Origin of the sequence: Streptococcus mitis, assembly GCF_003942685.1 — a bacterium.
In the GTDB taxonomy this organism is placed as follows: Bacteria; Bacillota; Bacilli; order Lactobacillales; family Streptococcaceae; genus Streptococcus; species Streptococcus mitis_CD.
Map to the genome: position 1 here is coordinate 1 of NZ_RJNR01000012.1, position 21,051 is coordinate 21,051.

21 protein-coding genes and 1 pseudogene are annotated in these 21,051 nt (G+C 42.5%); 1 reads left to right on the forward strand and 21 read right to left on the reverse strand.

The features are described 5' to 3' along the window. Window positions 1–381 precede the first annotated feature (381 nt). The 10 genes and pseudogenes from alaS to budA form a co-directional block, all read right to left on the reverse strand. Window positions 382–3,000: an alanine--tRNA ligase gene (alaS, locus tag D8855_RS08000; protein WP_125416884.1), complete on the reverse strand. Its 2,619-nt coding sequence runs from the start codon at window positions 2,998–3,000 to the stop codon at window positions 382–384. A 21-nt stretch (window positions 3,001–3,021) separates the two neighbouring features. Further along, entirely contained in the window at window positions 3,022–3,507 is a 486-nt protein-coding gene (locus D8855_RS08005) for an LURP-one-related/scramblase family protein (protein ID WP_125416886.1), read from the reverse strand. A gap of 274 nt (window positions 3,508–3,781) precedes the next feature. Beyond that, window positions 3,782–4,021: pseudogene (locus D8855_RS08010) on the reverse strand (hypothetical protein). Window positions 4,022–4,172: 151 nt separating this feature from the next. Next, the gene (locus tag D8855_RS08015; RefSeq protein ID WP_061590278.1) at window positions 4,173–5,243 is read right to left on the reverse strand and encodes an ABC transporter substrate-binding protein; all 1,071 of its coding nucleotides are present in this window, start codon (window positions 5,241–5,243) and stop codon (window positions 4,173–4,175) included. Next, window positions 5,240–6,013: an ABC transporter permease gene (locus D8855_RS08020; protein WP_084927379.1), complete on the reverse strand. Its 774-nt coding sequence runs from the start codon at window positions 6,011–6,013 to the stop codon at window positions 5,240–5,242. Before D8855_RS08020 ends, D8855_RS08015 begins: the two co-directional genes overlap by 4 nt. Further along, the gene (locus D8855_RS08025; RefSeq protein WP_125416888.1) at window positions 6,010–6,816 is read right to left on the reverse strand and encodes an ABC transporter permease; all 807 of its coding nucleotides are present in this window, start codon (window positions 6,814–6,816) and stop codon (window positions 6,010–6,012) included. The genes D8855_RS08020 and D8855_RS08025 overlap by 4 nt, the downstream gene beginning before the upstream one ends. Further along, window positions 6,797–7,954 carry an ABC transporter ATP-binding protein gene (locus D8855_RS08030; protein WP_000742895.1) on the reverse strand — a complete coding sequence of 386 codons (1,158 nt, stop codon included), beginning with the start codon at window positions 7,952–7,954 and terminating at the stop codon, window positions 6,797–6,799. Before D8855_RS08030 ends, D8855_RS08025 begins: the two co-directional genes overlap by 20 nt. Before the next feature lie 159 nt (window positions 7,955–8,113). Continuing rightward, window positions 8,114–9,019, reverse strand: a complete 906-nt coding sequence (gene murB, locus D8855_RS08035) for a UDP-N-acetylmuramate dehydrogenase (protein WP_070527051.1) — start codon at window positions 9,017–9,019, stop codon at window positions 8,114–8,116. Between the two features lie 113 nt (window positions 9,020–9,132). Beyond that, window positions 9,133–9,885, reverse strand: coding sequence for a YhfC family intramembrane metalloprotease (locus tag D8855_RS08040; protein ID WP_125416890.1), 753 nt, complete (start codon window positions 9,883–9,885; stop codon window positions 9,133–9,135). 9 nt (window positions 9,886–9,894) lie between these two features. Continuing rightward, the gene (gene budA / locus D8855_RS08045) at window positions 9,895–10,626 is read right to left on the reverse strand and encodes an acetolactate decarboxylase (RefSeq protein WP_000360311.1); all 732 of its coding nucleotides are present in this window, start codon (window positions 10,624–10,626) and stop codon (window positions 9,895–9,897) included. Window positions 10,627–10,767: 141 nt separating this feature from the next. Here budA and D8855_RS08050 point away from each other — a divergent pair, with 141 nt between their 5' ends. Then, complete coding sequence (locus tag D8855_RS08050) at window positions 10,768–12,039, forward strand: aminotransferase-like domain-containing protein (protein WP_125416892.1); 1,272 nt, start codon at window positions 10,768–10,770, stop codon at window positions 12,037–12,039. Between the two features lie 125 nt (window positions 12,040–12,164). On the opposite strand, the gene D8855_RS08055 is transcribed toward D8855_RS08050, so the two are convergent. From D8855_RS08055 to D8855_RS08105, 11 genes are all read right to left on the reverse strand, one after another. Then, window positions 12,165–12,980 (reverse strand): ABC transporter substrate-binding protein, encoded by an 816-nt coding sequence (locus D8855_RS08055; RefSeq protein ID WP_049541117.1) that lies wholly within the window; start codon window positions 12,978–12,980, stop codon window positions 12,165–12,167. Window positions 12,981–13,136: 156 nt separating this feature from the next. Further along, the gene (gene phoU / locus D8855_RS08060) at window positions 13,137–13,790 is read right to left on the reverse strand and encodes a phosphate signaling complex protein PhoU (RefSeq protein WP_000946460.1); all 654 of its coding nucleotides are present in this window, start codon (window positions 13,788–13,790) and stop codon (window positions 13,137–13,139) included. An 11-nt stretch (window positions 13,791–13,801) separates the two neighbouring features. Then, window positions 13,802–14,560: a phosphate ABC transporter ATP-binding protein PstB gene (gene pstB / locus D8855_RS08065; RefSeq protein ID WP_000133484.1), complete on the reverse strand. Its 759-nt coding sequence runs from the start codon at window positions 14,558–14,560 to the stop codon at window positions 13,802–13,804. Between the two features lie 12 nt (window positions 14,561–14,572). Continuing rightward, a complete protein-coding gene (pstB, locus tag D8855_RS08070; protein WP_020900241.1) occupies window positions 14,573–15,376 on the reverse strand; it encodes a phosphate ABC transporter ATP-binding protein PstB in 804 nt (267 codons plus the stop codon). A 10-nt stretch (window positions 15,377–15,386) separates the two neighbouring features. Continuing rightward, window positions 15,387–16,271, reverse strand: coding sequence for a phosphate ABC transporter permease PstA (gene pstA / locus D8855_RS08075; protein ID WP_000543046.1), 885 nt, complete (start codon window positions 16,269–16,271; stop codon window positions 15,387–15,389). After that, the gene (pstC, locus tag D8855_RS08080; protein ID WP_125416894.1) at window positions 16,261–17,178 is read right to left on the reverse strand and encodes a phosphate ABC transporter permease subunit PstC; all 918 of its coding nucleotides are present in this window, start codon (window positions 17,176–17,178) and stop codon (window positions 16,261–16,263) included. The genes pstA and pstC overlap by 11 nt, the downstream gene beginning before the upstream one ends. Continuing rightward, the gene (locus D8855_RS08085; protein WP_125416896.1) at window positions 17,178–18,056 is read right to left on the reverse strand and encodes a phosphate ABC transporter substrate-binding protein PstS family protein; all 879 of its coding nucleotides are present in this window, start codon (window positions 18,054–18,056) and stop codon (window positions 17,178–17,180) included. The genes pstC and D8855_RS08085 overlap by 1 nt, the downstream gene beginning before the upstream one ends. 219 nt (window positions 18,057–18,275) lie before the next feature. Further along, window positions 18,276–19,580, reverse strand: a complete 1,305-nt coding sequence (locus D8855_RS08090; RefSeq protein ID WP_125416898.1) for an RsmF rRNA methyltransferase first C-terminal domain-containing protein — start codon at window positions 19,578–19,580, stop codon at window positions 18,276–18,278. Then, complete coding sequence (locus D8855_RS08095) at window positions 19,581–20,354, reverse strand: inositol monophosphatase family protein (protein ID WP_125416900.1); 774 nt, start codon at window positions 20,352–20,354, stop codon at window positions 19,581–19,583. Further along, complete coding sequence (locus D8855_RS08100; RefSeq protein WP_001041974.1) at window positions 20,344–20,622, reverse strand: UPF0223 family protein; 279 nt, start codon at window positions 20,620–20,622, stop codon at window positions 20,344–20,346. Before D8855_RS08100 ends, D8855_RS08095 begins: the two co-directional genes overlap by 11 nt. Next, a complete protein-coding gene (locus D8855_RS08105; protein ID WP_000631254.1) occupies window positions 20,622–21,023 on the reverse strand; it encodes a Spx/MgsR family RNA polymerase-binding regulatory protein in 402 nt (133 codons plus the stop codon). The genes D8855_RS08100 and D8855_RS08105 overlap by 1 nt, the downstream gene beginning before the upstream one ends. Window positions 21,024–21,051: the final 28 nt, after the last annotated feature.

Here is a 21,051-nt window from a genome sequence, read left to right on the forward strand (position 1 = left end):
GTCCTAAATGTCCTAAATCTAACTAAAAGTCCAAGCATCTTTGCTATTTTATATTGTTACTATAAAATGTTCTATACACAACACTGTGTCCTTCATTCTAATAGTAACACTATAACCTTTTCTCTAATATATTTTTGAAATATATTATTACTTAAGAAACCGATTTCATTATAACATCCTTTTGCTGTTTTTTCAAATTAGAAGAGAAATTATATTTACTAATCTCAGTAATATATAACATTGCAAAATATTCAACTTTAAATCAAAGACATGAATTACAATCTAACTATATATCATATCTCTTCATCTCATCAATTTAAAATGATTGACAAAGAACTTTAGAAAACAAAGACCTACCCAAATGGATAGATCTTTGTTTGATTACAATTTACCTGCTACTGCATCCAACAATTCTTGGATTTTAGATTGATTGCTTCCTCCTGCCATGGCCATGTCTGGTTTACCACCACCACGTCCATCGACGATTGGTGCCAATTCTTTGACAAGGTTTCCTGCATGAAGGTCTTTTGCCTTGCTTGCTACAAGGACATTGACTTTGTCACCGATAGCGGCAACTAGGACAAGAAGATCAGAGTAGTCTTTTTGTTTCCAGTTGTCCGCAAAGGTACGAAGGGCACCTGCATCTGATACAGAAACTTGACTAGCAATGTAACGGTGACCATTGACTTCCTTAACATCCTTGAAGATGTCGCCTGCGGCTGCAGCTGCGGCTTTTTCTTTCAATTCAGCATTTTCTTTTTGCAATTGACGAAGTTGTTCTTGAAGTCCTTCTACTTTGTGAGGGACTTCCTTGACTTGAGGTGCTTTCAAGGTTGCTGCGACAGCTTTAAGAGCATCCTCTTGTTCACGATAAGCTTCAAAGGCTTCCTTACCAGTCACTGCCAAGATACGGCGAGTTCCTGAACCAATCCCTTCTTCTTTGACAATCTTGAAGAGACCAATTTCAGAAGTATTGCCAACGTGGGTACCACCACAAAGCTCGATAGAGTAGTCACCGATAGTAACAACACGGACTTCTTTACCGTATTTCTCACCAAAGAGAGCCATAGCTCCCATTTCCTTGGCAGTGTCAATATCCGTTTCAACTGTCTTCACTTCAAGAGCTTCCCAGATTTTCTCATTAACTTGCTGTTCAATCGCACGCAATTCTTCAGCAGTTACAGCTTGGAAGTGGGTAAAGTCAAAGCGAAGGAATTCAACTTCGTTAAGAGATCCTGCTTGTGTTGCGTGGTTTCCAAGGATATTATGAAGGGCAGCGTGAAGCAAGTGAGTCGCAGTGTGGTTTTTCATAACACGGTGACGACGATTGGTATCAATTGCCAAGGTATATTCTTGGTTTAAGGCAAGCGGTGCAAGGACGTCAACAGTGTGAAGAGCTTGTCCGTTTGGTGCTTTTTGAACATTTGTCACAGTAGCCACAACCTTACCTGACTCATCCAAGATTTGTCCGTGGTCAGCGACCTGTCCACCCATTTCAGCATAGAATGGCGTTTCCGCAAAGATAAGTGAGGCAGTTCCTTCTGATACAGCTTCTACCTCTGCATTATCAGCCACGATAGCCACCAATTTAGAAGATAATTGGCTAGCATTGTAGTTGAAGACACTTTCTACAGTGATGTTTTGAAGGGTTTCATTTTGCATACCCATTGAGCCACCCTTGACAGCTGACGCACGCGCACGCTCTTGCTGTTCTTTCATGGCTGCTTCAAAACCTTCACGGTCTACAGTCATACCAGCTTCTTCAGCGATTTCTTCAGTCAATTCAACTGGGAATCCGTAAGTGTCGTAAAGTTTGAAGACATCTGAACCAGCGATAACAGATTGACCTTTTTCTTTCAAGTCAGCTACGATGCCTTGGGCAAAGTGTTGACCTGAGTGAAGGGTACGGGCAAATGACTCTTCTTCACTCTTAACGATTTTCTCAATAAAGTCACGTTTTTCAAGCACTTCTGGATAGTAGCTTTCCATAATTTTTCCAACAGTTGGAACGAGTTTGTAAAGGAAAGGCTCGTTGATTCCCAATTTTTGACCATGCATAGAAGCACGACGGAGAAGACGACGAAGGACATAACCACGACCTTCATTTCCTGGAAGGGCACCATCACCGATGGCAAATGAAAGGGAACGGATGTGGTCTGCGATGACCTTAAAGCTCATGTTGTCGCCATCTTGGTCATAAACCTTACCAGACAATTTCTCCACTTCACGAATGATTGGCATGAAGAGGTCCGTTTCAAAGTTGGTCTTAGCCCCTTGGATAACGGCCACCAAACGCTCCAAACCAGCGCCCGTATCAATGTTCTTGTGTGGCAATTCCTTGTATTCGCTACGAGGAACAGCAGGATCTGCGTTAAATTGTGACAAAACGATGTTCCAGATTTCAATGTAACGGTCGTTTTCGATATCTTCTGCAAGAAGGCGAAGACCTATATTTTCTGGGTCAAAAGCTTCTCCTCGGTCAAAGAAAATCTCTGTATCTGGTCCAGAAGGTCCCGCACCGATTTCCCAGAAGTTGTCCTCAATTGGAATCAAGTGACTTGGATCCACTCCCACTTCAATCCAGCGGTTGTAAGAATCTTTATCGTCTGGATAGTAAGTCATGTAAAGTTTTTCAGCAGGGAAGTCAAACCATTCTGGGCTGGTCAAAAGCTCATAAGCCCAAGTGATAGCTTCGTCACGGAAGTAATCTCCGATAGAGAAGTTCCCCAACATTTCAAACATAGTATGGTGACGTGCTGTCTTCCCTACGTTTTCGATGTCGTTGGTACGGATAGCCTTTTGGGCATTTGTAATACGTGGATTTTCAGGAATGATGGTCCCGTCAAAATATTTCTTAAGGGTTGCTACTCCAGAATTGATCCACAAAAGTGTTGGGTCATTTACAGGAACCAAACTTACTGATGGTTCTACAGAGTGACCTTTGGTCGCCCAGAAATCAAGCCACATTTGGCGTACTTGTGCACTAGATAGTTGTTTCATATTGTCTCCTTATTTACTTGTTTAATGTGATTGGCTTTCCAGCATTTCCACATAGTCAATCGCGACACAGAGGGAAATGACTAGGTCTGCATAAGCGTCCTCAAGGACTGTTACGTTATAAGTAGAGGTCAGATGGAAGAGTTCTTTCCTGATTTCCGCGATCAACTGATCGCGATCATCCAGTAGTTTGAAATTCAAATCCCAGATATTGCCCTCGATACGAAGCCCCAGATTATCAAACTCATACTTATCTCGCCAGAAGGTCAACTTCTTACGAATGACAAAACTCGAGCCATCCCGAAGCTGAATCTCAAAACGAGGAAGCAAGGTCAAGATTTCTTTACTGATCCGACTGACCTGTTCACCATTAGCATCATAGATGGTAATGGTTTTAGGAATCTTAAAAAATGATCCCTCTACCTGATAGGCGATTTCTCCCCTGTCATCCTTGATAGCGAAGCGTTCGCCTCCAAGACGAAACTTTTGTTTGACAAGAAATGTTTTCATCAACACCTCCAAAAATCAAAAGACAAGCTCATATCACGAAGGGCGAAAAACCGCGGTACCACCTTCATTCAATGAACTTGTCATTCTCTTATTCTTATGCAATTGTATGATTGAGTAGCATGACTTCCTAGCTTAGATGGCTCGCAGCACCGCCATTTCTCTGGACTAAGACTACTGAAAATCAATTCTCAACTTTCTTATTATAACGTTTTTTTAAGCTTGCGTCAACTGGAAATCATCTCCATTGAATCAGACCAATTCCCTACATCTCCGATTACTTTTTCTGGATATATTTTGTCTTACTGCCATTTTTCTTTTTATCCCAAGTTTTCGAATTGCTAAATATAGCTACTCAAATATTTGCAAATATAAAGAACCCTATCACCAAATGTATGGAATCAGTTGTTAGGTATTGTCGATCCAAACCATCCTTTAGAGAGAATAGTATAACAGTTTGCTGAACAGTCAAGAAGGTTGGCCAGAAACTTTTTTTGAAAAAAGTAGACACTTTCATTATTTGTTACCGCTTTCTGTAATGTTAAACTTAGTATACTACTAGGCAAGCAAATAAGCAACTATCATAGAAAAACATACAATTACAAAAATTGCCTTTTACATAAAAAAAACGAACCAGCTTGACTGATTCGTTTCGTGACTGCTAACTACTACTTCCGATACATTTTAAACTGTAGGAAGAGGTCGCTATATTTTCCTGTCCATTTATGGTCAAATTTCTCATAAACTTCTAAGTGTTTCATGGTTTCAGCATCTGGATAGAAGGCTTTATCTTCTTTTTTCTCCTCTGGGAGTAATTCCTTAGCTGGTAGGTTTGGAGTTGAATAACCGACATACTCCGCATTTTTAAGAGCATTTTCGGGTTTCAACATAAAGTTGATAAAGGCATAGGCGGCATCTTGGTTTTTAACTGTTTTGGGAATGACCATATTGTCAAACCAAAGGTTGCTGGCCTCAGTTGGTACCACATAGCGTAGATTTTCATTTTTTTCTAGCATTTGGCTGGCTTCACCAGAGAAGGTCACGCCGATAGCAGCGTTATTCTGAATCATGTAGCCCTTCATCTCGTCCGCCACAATAGCCTTGATATTTGGAGTCAGTTTGTAGAGTTTGTCTACTGTCTCTTCTAACTGCTGGGTATCCTTGGAGTTGAGGCTGTAGCCGAGCGAATTGAGTCCTAGTCCCAATACCTCACGCGCCCCATCAAAGAGCATGATAGAGTTTTTATACTCTGGCTTCCAGAGATCATCCCAATGCTCAGGTGCTTCCTCTACCATGGTTTCATTGTAGACAATTCCTAAGGTTCCCCAGAAGTAAGGGATAGAGAATTTATTGCCTGGGTCAAAGGACTGGTTGAGGAACTCTGGCCCGATATTTTCAAGACCTTCAAGTTTTGAATAGTCAAGAGGTACCAAGAGGTCTTCGTCCTTCATCTTATTAATCATGTATTCACTAGGAATGGCAATATCGTAGGTCGTTCCACCCTGCTTAATCTTGGTGTACATGGCTTCGTTGGAATCAAAGGTCTCGTACTGTACTTGGATTCCTGTTTCTTCTGTGAATTTCTCCAAGAGTTCTGGATCGATATAGTCACCCCAGTTATAGATAACCAGTTTTTGACTATCTCGGCTATTGATTTTACTGTCTAGATGCGTCGCAATTCCCCATAAGACGAGGATAATCGCTACAATTCCTGCTAAAAATGAATAGAGTTTTTTCATGCTTGCTCCTCCTTCTCACGTGAGATAAAGTAATATCCAACAACTAGGATAATACTAAAGAGAAAGACGAGGGCAGACAGGGCATTGATTTCTAGCGAAATTCCCTTACGAGCACGAGAGTAAATCTCGACTGACAGGGTTGAAAAGCCATTTCCCGTTACAAAGAATGTCACAGCAAAGTCATCTAGCGAATAGGTGAAGGCCATGAAGTAACCAGCAATGATAGACGGAGTCAGGTAAGGAAGCATGATTTCCTTGAACATCTGAAATTGACTGGCACCAAGGTCATAGGCAGCATGAATCATATCGCTATTCATTTCCTTAAGACGAGGCAAGACCATCAAGACCACGATAGGAATGGAGAAGGCCACGTGACTAGAAAGAACGGTCAAAAAGCCAAGTGAAAACTTGAGTTGGGTAAAGAGAATCAAGAAGCTGGCACCAATCATAACATCAGGCGCAACCATGAGGATATTATTAAGTGAAAGAAAGGCTTCTTGGTATTTCTTACGAGATTGGTAAATATAAATGGCACCAAAAGTCCCGATAATGGTCGCAATCAAGGCTGACAGGAAGGCCAAGAAAAAGGTCTGAGTCACAATCAACATGAGGCGACCATCGCCAAACATGGTTTTAAAATGGCTCAAACTAAAGCCTGTAAAGCTATTCATGTCGTTGCCTGCATTAAAGGCGTAGCCAATCAAGTAAAAAATCGGCAGGTAGAGGACAAGAAAGACCAGTCCCAGATATAGATTGGCAAATTTTTTCATCGTTCTCTCCTTTCCTTGGTCACCCACATGGTGATGAACATGGTCAAGATGAGAATCACACCGATGGTTGAACCCATACCGTAGTTGTCATTGGTCAGGAAGTTCTGCTCAATGGCAGTCCCCAAGGTGATAACGCGGTTCCCACCAATCAAACGGGTCAGCATGAAGAGACTCAAGCTTGGAATAAAGACCGACTGAACTCCACTTCGCACGCCGTTCATAGAAAGAGGGAAGATGACATGACGGAAGGTCTCCCACTTGGTCGCACCCAGGTCATAGCTGGCATTGATGAGATTATTGTCCATATCATCCAAGACATTGAAGATTGGCAAAATCATAAAGGGAAGCTCAATATAGCTTGCGACAAAGATAAAGGAGAAATCGGTAAAGAGCAATTGCTGTGAACCGATTCCGATAAATTCCAAAAATTGGTTAATAGAGCCATTCTGACCAAAAATCCCGATAAAAGCATAAGCCTTGAGGAGCAAATTGATCCAGGTTGGCAGGATAATCAGCATGAGCCAGAGTTGACGGTGCTTGAGACGGGTCAAAAAGAGGGCTGTTGGATAGCTGATGAGAAGCGTCACCATGGTCACAATCCCCGCATAGAGTACAGAGTTGAAACTCATTTTTAGGTAGGTCAAGTTTTGTGACGCAAAGTAAGATTTATAATTTTCTAAACTAAACTGGCCTTCAATATTAAAAAAGGATTGTCCGAAAATCAAGACCAAGGGTGCGAGGACAAAGAGGGCAATCCAGATCATGTAGGGCACTACAAAGAGTTTAGAGCTTGTTTTCTTCATCTCTTTCCTCCTCGATTGCATTGATCAGACCTGCTTCTTGCTCTTCGATTTCTACGTACTCCTCAATACGAGCATCAAACTCTTCTTCGGTTTCGTTGAGACGCATGATATGGATGTCTTCCGGTTCAAAGTCCAGACCGATTTCCTCACCCACGATGGCCTTACGAGTCGAGTGGATCATCCATTCATTTCCAAGTTCGTCATAGGCGATGATTTCATAGTGAACCCCGCGGAAGAGCTGGGTATCGACCTTAACTTGGAGCTTGCCTTCTTCAGGAAGGGTAATGCGCAAGTCCTCTGGACGAATCACAACCTCCACAGGCTCATTTGGCTTCATCCCACCATCGACCGCTTCAAAGCGTTTACCGTTAAACTCAACCAAGTAGTCCTCAATCATGGTACCTGGCAAGATATTTGACTCACCGATAAAGGTGGCAACAAAGTGGTTGATTGGCTCATCGTAGATATCTACTGGTGTTCCAGACTGAACAATCTCCCCATCATTCATAACGAAAATCCAGTCACTCATGGCAAGGGCTTCTTCCTGATCGTGAGTAACAAAGACAAAGGTAATGCCCAATCGTTGTTGCAGTTCACGCAGTTCGTACTGCATATCTGTTCGTAATTTTAAGTCCAACGCTGACAAAGGCTCGTCCAACAAAACCACACGGGGTTGGTTGATAATGGCACGGGCAATAGCCACACGCTGACGTTGTCCTCCAGAGAGTTTACGAATGGAACGTTTTTCGTAACCTTCCAACTGAACCATCTTGAGAACTTCCGCTACGCGTTTCTCGATTTCTTTCTTGTCAATTTTACGCAAGCGAAGCGGAAAGGCAACATTTTCAAACACATTCATATGTGGAAACAAGGCATAGGATTGGAAGACCGTATGGACGTCTCGCTTGTTGGTTGGGATGTCGTTGATGCGGACACCGTCCAGCAAAATATCTCCTGTCGTCGCATCCAGTAAACCTGCAATGATGTTTAGGATGGTTGATTTCCCTGAACCAGATGCGCCTAAAAGAGTGTAGAATTTCCCTTCTTCCAACTCAAAGTTGATGTCTTTGAGAACCTTGGTGTTGCTGTCTTCAAAAACTTTTGAGACGTTTTTGAATTCAATAATTGGTTTTTTCAATTGTCATTTATTCCTTCTTTTTCATAGATTAACAGATCAGGGCTCTGTCAGGCCGCTACTACCTCGTGTAGGAGATTGAACTGCCTACATTCTTCTGCACTAACGATAGGCTTTCACCCCCTTTCCATGACATAGTAGCAGCTTTTCAACTACAGCTTCCTACTTGCTTTCACCTAAAATACGGACTTCTCTCTCAAGAGTGACGCCAGAGTGTTCCTTGACTTTTTCGATAACAGACTCAATCAAGTCCTCGTAGTCTTTAGCCGTTCCGTCAGCAACATTGATCATAAATCCTGCGTGTTTTTCTGACACTTCTACGCCACCGACACGATAGCCTTTCAAGCCAGCTTCTGAAATTAATTGACCTGCAAAATGACCTACTGGACGCTTAAAGACCGAACCACAAGATGGGTATTCTAAAGGTTGCTTGAGTTCACGTAGATGCGTCAAACGATCCATTTCTTGCTTGATAACCTGATGGCTTCCTGGAGCAAGGGCAAATTTAGCTGACAAGACAACTGCACCAGACTCTTGAATGGCTGAATGGCGGTACCCAAAAGCCAAATCTTTGGCAGACAGGGTCTCGATTTCTCCATCCTTGGTCAAGACCTTACAAGACTGCAAGATGTGGGCAATCTCGCCACCATAGGCACCTGCATTCATAAAGACAGCACCGCCGACGCTCCCCGGAATGCCACAAGCAAACTCAAAACCAGTCAAACTATGACGAAGGGCAATGCGTGTTGTTTCAATCAAGTTAGCACCAGCTTCAGCTTCGATGGTATAGCCATCAACAGAAACATTATTGAGCTTGTCACACAAGATGACAAATCCACGAATTCCACCATCACGAACGATGATATTGCTGGCATTTCCAAGAACCATCCAAGGGATATTTTCTTGATTGGCAAATTTGACAACGCGCGCCAACTCAAAACGATTTCGTGGAAAGACCAAATAATCGGCCTCTCCACCTACTTTTGTATAACTATAGCTATGCAAGGGTTCTTTGAAACGGATATCAATCCCTTCTAAGATTTCAAGCATGTTTTCTTTTACTGACATGACACTCTTCCTTTTACAAAATTCATTCCATTATACCATTTTTAAGACCATTTGACGACCCTAAAAAAATCTTGGGCTTATTTTAAACAAAAAAAGAGGTTTCCCCCTTTTTCTTATGATTTTTTGCAAAAGATAGCCTTGGTTCCATAGGCAACTAGGATCAGTTCAACTAGTAGAATGACTTCAACTAAGACTGGACTTGTAAGCCAGCCAACTTGGGCTAGAGATGGTGCCAGGTCAAAGAAGGCATGTAGGCCATAGGCTGCTAGGAGATAAATCCATTTCTTCTGGCGAACAGCTTGGTAAACCCAAACAGTCAAAAGCAATTGGAAACCTAGAGCCAGAATCCGTTCAAAACCAAGCAAATAAATCTGCCAGACAGAAAGTGACTGAATGGTTTTTAACATATTTTCAGACAGCAATTGCATGACCTGTGGATTCTGAGTTTGAACTGCTGAGAGAACGATGTAGAGATTAATCAAACTAGTAAGACCTAGGAAAATCAACTCCAAGCCACCATGCCCCAATCCATAAGCCAAGGCATCTGCCTTTTCCAAACTTCTCTTTTTCTCCAACCATTTGAAGAAAATAAGACGAGCAGTTTCCTCAAAAAATGCTGCCATGGCTAGGCCATAGATGATATAGACAAGCGGATGGTCTTGTAAGAGGGCAATACTACCGTCTTTTTGAGGATGCAAAACTAAGATATGCACCAGTTTTTCCAAAATCTGTGAAGAGACAAAGAAGGCTACGGCCCCTAATCCCAAAACAGCTAGATTGATCTGGTATTTCTTTTTGGCATACCAAACGCTTCCTATCAAGAAAGCCAGCAACAGCAACATGGTAATGATAATATGAATGTTCATTTTCGTCTCCTATTCTGCCTTTTCAATATCTTTTTTCATCTCGTCAACATTGAACTTAGCAAACAAGTATTGACGGTCTTGGACTGGGAAACGTTGATCCAATTGGTCAACAGCTCCCACCTCAATAATGCCTTCCTTGATGACAAAGTCCATGACATGACCACCGAAGGTCAAATCATCTGAAATGAAGTGCAGATGGTAGCCTGCCACACTAACCCCATGGAAAATCTCTGGCGTCCAGAAACCAACGATGGTCCCCGCCACATTATCACGACTATATTCCGGTTGATGGGTTGCGACATCAGCAAACTTGGTATCTGGTGTCGACTTGGGAATCATGCGCACATGCATATGTGAAAATTCCCCCCGAATCTTGATAGAGCGGAAAAGATTTTCTCCGTCATAATAAGACTCAATTCGCTCTTCTAATTCCTTGTCTGTCATCTCAAACCGTTGTCGAAAAATAACCTCTGCCTGATGCGGTACCACTGCAGCATAAGGAATGAGGGCATCTGGTGACACCTCTACAATTTCTGGTTGCTCTCCTGATCCTTTGGCCTGATAAGCCTTGCCATCTAAGACAATCAATTCCCCATCAATAGAATCCAAGGTTCCCAAACCAAGATCACCATGCTCTAGCAATTCTCCCACTGTCATGGTACCACCATAAAGGCCAGCCATCAAGGCTCCAAGGGTATTGTATTGAAATAATTTCACTGGTTCCTGCACGTTCTTATCCATTCACTTTCTTGTCTGTTATTCTATAAATGTTACTCCTAAGTATACCACATTTGCCCCTAGATGTGAACGAGAGAAATACTCTAGACATTGCCAAGAAAGAAAAAAAAGGGTACAATGTAACAAAATCAAGGGAGGTCTGGAATGAAGAAACAAAGCAAGTACCAAGAGGTCGTTTCCTATCTAAAAAATGGTATCGAGTCTGGACGATTTCCGACGGGAAGCCGCCTGCCTTCTATCCGTCAACTGAGCCTTGACTTCAACTGTAGCAAGGATACTGTCCAACGAGCCCTGCTGGAATTACGGCACGAACAATATCTCTATGCCAAGCCCCAGAGTGGCTACTATGTCCTAGAACAAGGGCAACACCAGGACCTAGAAATCGAGGTTACCGACGAACATGCCAGCGCCTATGACGATTTCCGACTCTGTGTCAATGAAACCTTGATTGGCCGAGAAAACTACCTCTTCAACTACTATGAAAATCAAGAAGGTTTAGAAGACCTAAGACAATCCATTCATAAACTCCTCTTTGACCAAGCTCTCTACTGCAAGGCGGACCAACTGGTACTGACTTCTGGAACCCAACAAGCCTTGTTTATTCTTTCTCAAATATCCTTTCCTAGCCAAGCCAAGGAAATCTTGGTGGAACAGCCGACCTACCATCGGATGAATCGCCTCTTGATTGCTCAAGGTCTGGACTATCAAACGATTGAACGAGGCATTGATGGGATTGACTTGGAAGAGCTGGAAGGCCACTTCAAGACTGGAAAAATTAAGTTTTTCTATACCATTCCTCGTTTTCACTATCCTCTGGGGCATTCCTATTCAGAGCAGGAAAAACGAGCTATTCTTGACTTAGCTGCCAAGTATGGTGTTTATATCGTAGAGGACGACTATTTGGGGGATTTGGACTCCAAGAAGGGCCAGACCTTCCACTATCTAGATACAGAGGAGCGCGTCATTTATATCAAGTCCTTCTCAACCAGCCTCTTTCCAGCCCTGCGGATTACGGCACTCATTCTGCCAAATGCTATCAAAGAAGCCTTTGTGGCCTACAAAAATATCCTAGACTACGACAGCAACCTCATCATGCAAAAGGCCTTATCACTCTATATTGACAGTCAATTATTTGAGAAAAATCGTCTGGCTCGCTTGTCCAATCAGGAAACTTACCAAAAACAAATCGAGGAAATCTTAACTAAAACACCTTGTCCCCTTCCTCACTTTCCGCTTCATGATGGTTTATTGCTAGACCTCAGACAGTATCCTAAAATCGCCAGCCTAAAACACAGTCAGCTGAAATTGGACTTCTTTGAGGAGGCTTACTTGGATGCCTGCCCTTATCAATTTGCCAAGGTATCCTTAGAAAATCTGGAAAAGGTTTTAAACTATTTAAAAGCAGAATTGGATTGACTTCCAACTCTGCTTTTTTCTTATACTCTTCGAAAATCTCTTCAAACCACGTCAGCGTCGCCTTACCGTACTCAAGTACAGCTTGCGGCTAGCTTCCTAGTTTGCTCTTTGATTTTCATTGAGTATTATTCTTCAACTTCTGTTAAGGTTGCCGCCTTTTCAAGATATTTTTGGTAGGTACCGTCATCCTTGAGTTTTTGGATGACCTTGTCCACCACTTCTTTCAAATCAGCACTATTTTTTCTAAGGGCAACTGCATTAGCTTCGCCGTCCTTCATCTTCAAGCTGACAGTTGCGACAGCTAAGTCTGCATTTTTAGCAGCATAGCTAAGGGCAACAGGCTCATCCATATGAACAGCATCTACTTTTCCAGCCTGCAATTCATTGACAGCTTCACCCATATTAGTTAGGGAAGTCAATTGCGCTTTTGGCAATTGTTCCTTGACCATTGATTCTGGAACAGTCCCTTTTTGGGCTGCAATATTAGCACTTTCAAGGCTAGTTAAATCCTTGTATTTTTCTACATCAGACTTACGAACCAAGAAACTAATCTTGTTTTCATAGTAAGGAATTGAAAAATCAAAGACTTCTTTTCTCTCGTCAGTAGCGCTAATTCCCGCAACCGCTAGGTCAGCCTTACCTGTTTGAAGACTGGTCAAGACATTGTCAAAACTCATGCTTGAGATTTCCAACTTCACTCCAAGTTCATCAGCGATAGCTTGGGCCATATCAATATCCGCACCAACTACCTGATTTTTCCCGTCAACCAAGGATTGGAATTCAAAGGGTGCATAGTCAGGACTAGTCGCCACAACTAATTTCCCCTTTTGCTTAATGGCCTCAACAGCTGACTGAGAACCATTAGAACCCGACTGGCAAGCCACTAAGAAGAAACTTGCAAGAAAGCTACATAAAACAAATATCCATTTTTTTGATTTCATAAATAAACAACCTCTCTGTTAATTTTGTATAATTATAACGCTATCCAAGTTGCTTGTCAAGTGTTTTTTGAATTTTTATCTTAAAAATATTTTTTTCATTCAAAAAAGGAGCTATCAATTGATTTCAAGCTCCTTTTTATACAGAATGAAACTATTTTATAGTTCGACAATCTTACCTGTTTCAAAGTAAACAACCCATTCACAGATATTTTTGGCATAGTCTCCAATGCGTTCCAAGAAGGCAATCACTTGGAAATAATCACGACCTGTAACGATGGCATCTGGATTTTTCTTGATTTCTTCTGTAGCCAAGTCACGAATGCTATCAAAGTAATGGTTGATTTTTTCGTCCATTGCTGCTACTTCATAGGCCTGATCTACTGAACCATTGAGATAGAGTTCAAGGGCTGCTTCAACGAAGTTCTTGACATCACGCCCCATTCTCTTAATTTCTTCTTCAACAGCTGGGATGCGTTGCTCTCCCTTCATACGAATGGCTGCTCTTGCAATGGAAACGGCATGGTCCCCCATACGTTCCAAGTCAGATACGGCTTTCAAGACGGTTAGAACTGTACGCAAGTCCTGAGAAACGGGTTGTTGGAGGGCAATCATTTCAAATGATTTCTTCTCCAATTTCACCTCGTATTCGTTTACTTCTGCATCGTCTTCAATGACTTCTTTGGCCAAATCACGGTCATGCGTAACAAAGGCACGCACTGTACGATTGATTTGGGATAGCACTTCTTGTCCCATAGCATAGAACTGGTTGTGCAATTTCTCTAAATCTTCCTCAAATTGAGAACGTAACATCATTTATCTCCTTATCCAAATTTTCCTGAAATATAGTCTTCTGTTTCCTTATGTTGTGGGTTGAGGAACATCTTCTTGGTATCGTTAAACTCGATTAAATCTCCATCTAGGAAAAATCCTGTCTTGTCAGAAATACGAGAGGCTTGTTGCATAGAACGCGTAACCAAGAGCATGGTATATTTATCTTTTAGACCATACAAGGTTTCTTCAATCTTACCAGCCGAGATAGGGTCCAAGGCTGAAGTCGGTTCATCCAAGAGAATGATTTTAGGACTAGTTGCCAAAACACGGGCAACGCAAACACGTTGCTGTTGTCCACCTGAAAGTCCGATAGCTGAATCATGCAGGCGATCCTTGACCTCATCCCAGATAGATGCTCGTTGCAAGGCTTTTTCTACTGCTTCATCCAGAACCTGCTTATCCTTAACTCCATTGATACGAAGCCCATAAACAACATTTTCGTAGATAGACATAGGGAAAGGGTTTGGTTGTTGGAAAACCATACCGATTTCTTTACGCAATTCAACTGTATCTGTACGCGGACTGTAAATATTATGACCGTTATAAACTACTGAACCAGTTGTAGTCACCTCTGGATTAAGATCCCCCATGCGGTTGATAGCCTTGAGAAGGGTTGACTTCCCTGATCCAGATGGACCAATCAAGGCTGTAATTTCCTTAGGTTGGAAAGATAGGGAAACACTATTCAAGGCCTTTTTTTGATTGTAGTAAACGGACAGGTCTGACACCTGTAAAATCGCTTCTGTCATACTGTTTCCTTTCTATCCAAAGTGTCCTGTTACGTAGTCATTGGTTGACTGTAGTTTGGCATTTTGGAAAATATTAGAGGTCTTATCGTACTCGATCAAGTCACCCAAGTAGAAAAATCCTGTGTAGTCACTAGCACGCGCAGCCTGCTGCATACTGTGGGTCACGATGATGATGGTAAAGTCCTTCTTCAATTCTAACATGGTTTCTTCCAGTTGGGCTGTCGCAATCGGATCCAATGCAGACGCCGGTTCATCCATCAAGAGGATATCTGGTTTAACAGAGATGGCACGAGCGATACAGAGACGTTGCTGCTGACCACCTGATAGGGTCAAGGCTGACTTATGAAGGTCATCTTTTACCTGGTCCCAAAGGGCAGCTTGACGAAGAGAGGTTTCCACAATTTCATCCAAGACTTGCTTGTCCTTAACCCCTGCACGTTCATGTGCAAAAGTGATGTTGCGGTAGATAGACTTGGCAAAAGGATTTGGTCGTTGGAAGACCATTCCGATGTGCTTACGCATCTCGTAGACGTTAATTTCTGGACGGTTAACATCAATCCCTTGATAGAGAATTTGACCTGTTACCTTGGCAATATCAATAGTATCATTCATACGGTTAAGACTGCGAAGGTAGGTTGATTTTCCTGAACCAGAAGGGCCAATTAAGGCCGTAATTTTATTTTTTTCAAATTGCATATCGATGCCCTTGATGGATTCTTTTTTACCGTAGTAAACATGTAAATCCTTAGTAGAGAGGGCCACTTTCTCTTCAGGAAAGGTGATGATATGCTTTTCATCCCAATTATATTTTGACATGGCTTCTCCTTTAGGCAGCGGTTAATTTCTTATGTAGGTAGCTTCCGAGTTTACGTGCTCCAAAGTTAAAGATGAGGATAAAGATGAGGAGCACGGCCGCAGAACCTGCTGATACGATGGTGCCATCTGGAATGGTTCCTTCGCTATTGACTTTCCAGATGTGGACAGCCAAGGTTTCTGCTTGACGGAAGATAGAGATTGGACTGGTTACACTGAGAATGTTCCAGTTAGACCAGTCAAGGGCTGGAGCGGATTGTCCTGCTGTATAGATAAGAGCAGCCGCCTCACCAAAGATACGACCAGATGCCAAGACGACACCAGTCACAATACCTGGAAGGGCTTCTGGAATGACCACATGAACCACTGTCTCCCAACGAGAAATCCCAAGAGCTAGGCCAGCTTCACGTTGCGTGTGGTGAACGTGTTTCAAACTGTCTTCAACATTACGAGTCATCTGAGGCAGGTTAAAGACTGTCAAGGCCAAGGCACCTGAAATGATTGAAAATCCATACTCAAACTGAACTACAAAGATCAAATAACCAAAGAGACCCACAACCACTGATGGCAGAGAAGACAAGATTTCAATACAGGTTCTGACAAAGTTAGTCACAGGACCTTTTTTAGCATATTCAGCTAGGAAAATCCCAGCCCCCATAGATAAAGGCACAGAGATAATCAAAGTAATGACCAAGAGGAAGAAGGAATTATAGAGCTGAATTCCAATCCCTCCGCCTGCTTGGTAAGAAGATGATTTGCCAGTCAAGAAAGACCAAGAGATGTGGGGCAAACCACGAACCAAGATATAAAGAATCAAGGATGCCAAGATGGCAACGATAATTCCTGCAATTGAGTAGAGGACAGCTGTTGCAATTTTATCTAATTTCTTAGCGTGCATAGTTTTTCTTTCCTCTTTCTTTCGTAATCAATTTAATCACACTGTTGAAGGCCAAACTCATCAAGAGCAAGACTAAGGCCAATGACCAAAGAACGTTATTGTCAACTGTTCCCATAACGGTATTTCCGATACCCATGGTCAAGACAGAGGTTAAGGTCGCAGCAGGTGTTGTTAGTGAAGTTGGGACAACGGCTGAGTTTCCGACCACCATCTGAATGGCCAAGGCCTCACCAAAGGCACGCGCCATCCCAAAGACCACTGCAGTGAAAATCCCTGAACGCGCTGCCTTCAAGGTCACGCGCCAGATGGTTTGCCAACGAGTAGCTCCCATAGCCAAACTAGCTTCGCGGTAGTGACGAGGCACCGCACGCAAGCTATCAGTTGTCATAAAGGTTACCGTCGGTAAAATCATGACAAAGAGAACGAAAATTCCTGACAAAATTCCAAAACCAGTTCCACCAAAGACACTACGTACAAAGGGAACTACGACCTGCAAACCAATAAATCCATACACGACTGAAGGGATACCGACAAGCAATTCAATGGCTGGTTGCAAGATTCTAGCACCTTTTGGTGAGACTTCGGTCATAAAGACTGCCGCACCAATGGCAAAAGGAGTTGCGATAAGGGCTGATAGGATTGTGACAATAAAGGAACCCAAAATCATAGGAAGGGCACCAAATTGTTTACCTGAAGGATTCCAAGTTTGTCCAAAAAGGAAATCAAAGATATTGACCCCATTTACAAAGAAGGTAGACAAACCTTTTTGGGCTACGAAAATCAAAATCATGGCCACAATGATAACAATCAAAGACAGACAGGCAAAGGTCAAGCCTTTTCCTAATTTCTCTAGACGAGAGTTCTTTGAGGGAGAAAGTAATTTTTTAGTTAATTCTTCTTGATTCATTAGTGACTCCCTTCTAGTGCTGTCACCGTTCCTACAGCATCTTTTTCAACCTTCATTTCCTTGACAGAAATATAACCCATTCCCTTAACGATTCCGCTTTGCGCTTCATCTGAGAGGACGAAGTTGAGGAATTCTGCCACCAATTCATTTGGTTGACCTAGGGTGTACATGTGTTCATAAGACCACAAAGGCCAGTTATTGGTTGTAACATTTTCTGCAATCGGTTCATAGCCATTCAACTTCATGCGTTTCACCGAGTCATCCACATAGGCAAAGGCTAGGTAAGAAATGGCTCCTGGTGTCTGGGAAACAATGTTTTTGACCATCCCATTTGAATCCTGTTCTTGACTCTGCACGGCAGACTGACCATCCATGATAACACTATCAAAGGTTGCACGTGAACCAGAACTTGCCGCACGGTTAATAATCGAAATAGCTAGGTCTTTCCCACCGAATTCTTTCCAGTTGGTCACTTGACCTGTGAAGATGCTACGGAGTTGTTCAGTTGTCAGATTTTCAACGTCAACTTCCTTGTTTACAATCACTGCCAAGCCCGCTACAGCTACCTTATGGTCCACTAGAGCGGATGCGTTGATACCGTCTTTTTCCTCGGCAAATACGTCTGAATTTCCTACGTCAACAGCTCCAGATTGAACCTGAGACAAACCTGTACCAGATCCTCCACCTTGGACGTTGACTGTTTTTCCAACGTGCATAGAACCAAATTCATCTGCTGCTGCTTCGACCAAGGGCTGAAGAGCCGTTGAGCCAACAGCTGTCATGGATTCTCCACGATCAATCCAGCTAGCACATCCCGCCAAAGAACCTGCTAGCAAAAGAGCCGCAAGGGATAGAGCGAGTTTTTTCCTTTTTTTCACTGTTTTTCTCCTTGAAAATAATGGTGAATGCTATGATTTTTTTCAACTATTTATTTATGTTTTTCTTTTGAAAATTGGGAGCCAACCGAAGTTGCTAGCTTAGTTTTACTAGAAATTTGCTCAGTTGCCTTCTCAACAAATTTTGACTTAAAATAAAAGACAATTTGAAAAAATCCATACTTCCACTATAACATAGACAAGCTACTTTGACTAGCATTTTCACTTGAATCTGAGGCCTTTTGGAAAATAATTTTTCAAAACATTTCCAGTCACCTTAGCAAAGCCCAAACCATTGCCTTGAACCAAAACTTGGTACCAACCATTTGGCAGACTTTCCGCCAGCTGGACAGTCTCTCCAGCCGCATACTTTACAAATTTCTCTTGGTCAATTTCAACCGACTGCTTGACCTGACTCGGTTTCAAGGCTAGACCAAGAGCAAAACTAGGCTCAAAGCGTTTCTTCTTAAAAGTGCCCAGATGCAGTCCATTGCGAGCAATCTTGAGTTTCCCTAAATCTGGCAAGAGTTCTGGCAAAAGATAGAGTTGATCCCCAAAAGTCTGCAAAATCCCCCTTAGATTGACCTGCAAATGTTTTTGCGCAAATTCCTGCCACAAGGCAACTTGTTCTCGGCTGAGATTGCTCTTACTTGCCTTACATTTAGGAGCTGGATTGTCACCTTTAAATTGTAAATGGGCGACAAACTGACCTTCTCCCTTAAAATGATGAGGGTACATCCGAGCCGTTTCTGGCAGGTCGATTCCAGCCACCATTCCATTGATATGCTCTACTGGTAGCAAGTCAAAATCATACTCTTCCAGCAGCCAATTAACAATCTCTTCGTTTTCCTCGGGTGCCCAGGTACAGGTAGAATAAACCAGACGACCACCTTGAGCTAACATGGTTACTGCATCTTCCAGAATTTCTCTTTGCAAACTAGCACATTGACTCGGATAATCTAAGCTCCAATAGTCCATAGCATCTGGTTGCTTACGAAACATCCCTTCACCAGAGCAAGGAGCATCAAGGACAATGAGGTCAAAATAGCCTTTAAAAACCTTGGCCAAGCGGTCAGCAGATTCATTGGTCACCACGACATTTGTCGCTCCAAAGCGCTCCATGTTTTCTACTAAAATCTTAGCCCGTTTGCTTGAAATTTCATTGGAAACAAGGAGACCCTCCCCTGCTAGATAGGCTGCCAGCTGAGTTGATTTTCCACCCGGTGCAGCAGCCAAATCCAAGACTTTCATACCAGGACTGGGCTGGGCTACCTGAGCAACCATCTGAGCAGCGGGTTCTTGCGAATAAACCAAACCTGTAGCATGCTCAGGCGATTTCCCTGAAACCTTCCCATAATGTCCCCAAGGAGTTTGAGGAATAGCATCAGGAAAGGAAACTGGCGCTTCTTTTAAAGGATTAATACGAAAGGCCGAAACCGCTTCCTCCTCAAAAGAGGCAAGAAAATCTCTTGCCTCATCTCCTAGTATCTCTTCATATTTTTCAACAAATCCTTCTGGAAATTGCATTTAAGTTCTTTTCCTTTCGTAAATATAGGACTGAATTTCCTCCAGCATCTCAAGAGGTACCATCATGACTAGTTGTCTGGTTTGAAAATCAGGAGCTTCACCAGAAAGGGTCACCACCCGATAGCCCAGACTTTCCCCTAAAATACTAGCCGCAGCATAATCCCATGGTTGCAGATAGGTGACATAGGTCAACAAATGCCCTGACAAAATCTTAGCAAAACTAATGGCCGCACTCCCATAGACACGTACACCGAGGACCGCTCGACCCAAATCAGCCAGCCCCCATTCGTTGGTTTCCAACATACCACTATTCCCTGCAATGAGAAAATCTCCAAGTAGTTTTGGTTTAAAAGGAGCTAGAGGCTTATCGTTTCGACAAACCGGAAACTTACCACCACCGTGATAACAATCCCCTTTGACCACATCATAAATCAGTCCAAACTGTCCCTGGCCATTTTCAAAATAAGCCATCATAACAGCAAAATCTTCCTGCTGGGCGACAAAATTATTGGTCCCATCAATGGGATCAATAACCCAAACCTTGCCCTCTTGAACCGAGGCTCGCAGACAACCTTCTTCAGCACAAATCTTATCTTCAGGATAACGAGACAAAATCTCACCAACCAATAGCTCCTGAACTTCCTTGTCCAGTTTGGTCACCAAATCTGTTGGAGAGGACTTGGTTTCAACACGCAAGTCTTCCTGCATATGGTCAAGGATGTACTGGCCCGCTCTCTTAACAAGCTCTTTGGCAAATTCAAATTTACTTTCCAAGAGAAATCTTCCCTTCCCCTTTTTCCTTGGCAGCCTGAACTGCTCGATAAAGCGAATAGCCACTAACTGTTTCAAATTCTCGTCCCAAACGTTTTTCTTCGCTCTTACTTGGCACGACCGCTTTGAATCCCTTATAGGAGTCCAGTAACTTTTTAGCCTCTACCTTGCCTTCATAGGCAGCTTCAACATCATTAAAAAAAGAAAGCACTGAAGCAAGTTCTTCAGTGCTCCACGACAAATCTAGTGGGTAACTATACTGTTTGTTCATTAACTAATACCAGCTCTCATTCTTGCTTCTTTTAGTTCTTGCTTACGATAACTACGAGGGAGAAAAGCACGAATCTCATCTTCATTAAACCCGATTTGCATGCGTTTGGCATCGATAATAATTGGACGACGCAAAAGACTTGGATACTGCTCAATCAAATGAAGCAATTCCGATACCGAAATACTCTCTACATCAATATCTAATTTTTGAAAAATTTTTGAACGAGTTGAAATGATGTCATCAGTACCATTTTCGGTCAAGGAAAGAATATGTTGCAATTCTTTTCTTGTTAAGGGACTGGTCATAATATTGTGCTCCTCAAAGGGCACCTTATGTTTTTCTAACCAGGCCTTTGCCTTACGACATGAAGTACAGCTCGGTGATAGAAATAGTGTAATCATGCTTTTCTCTTCTTATCTATACTTTGCT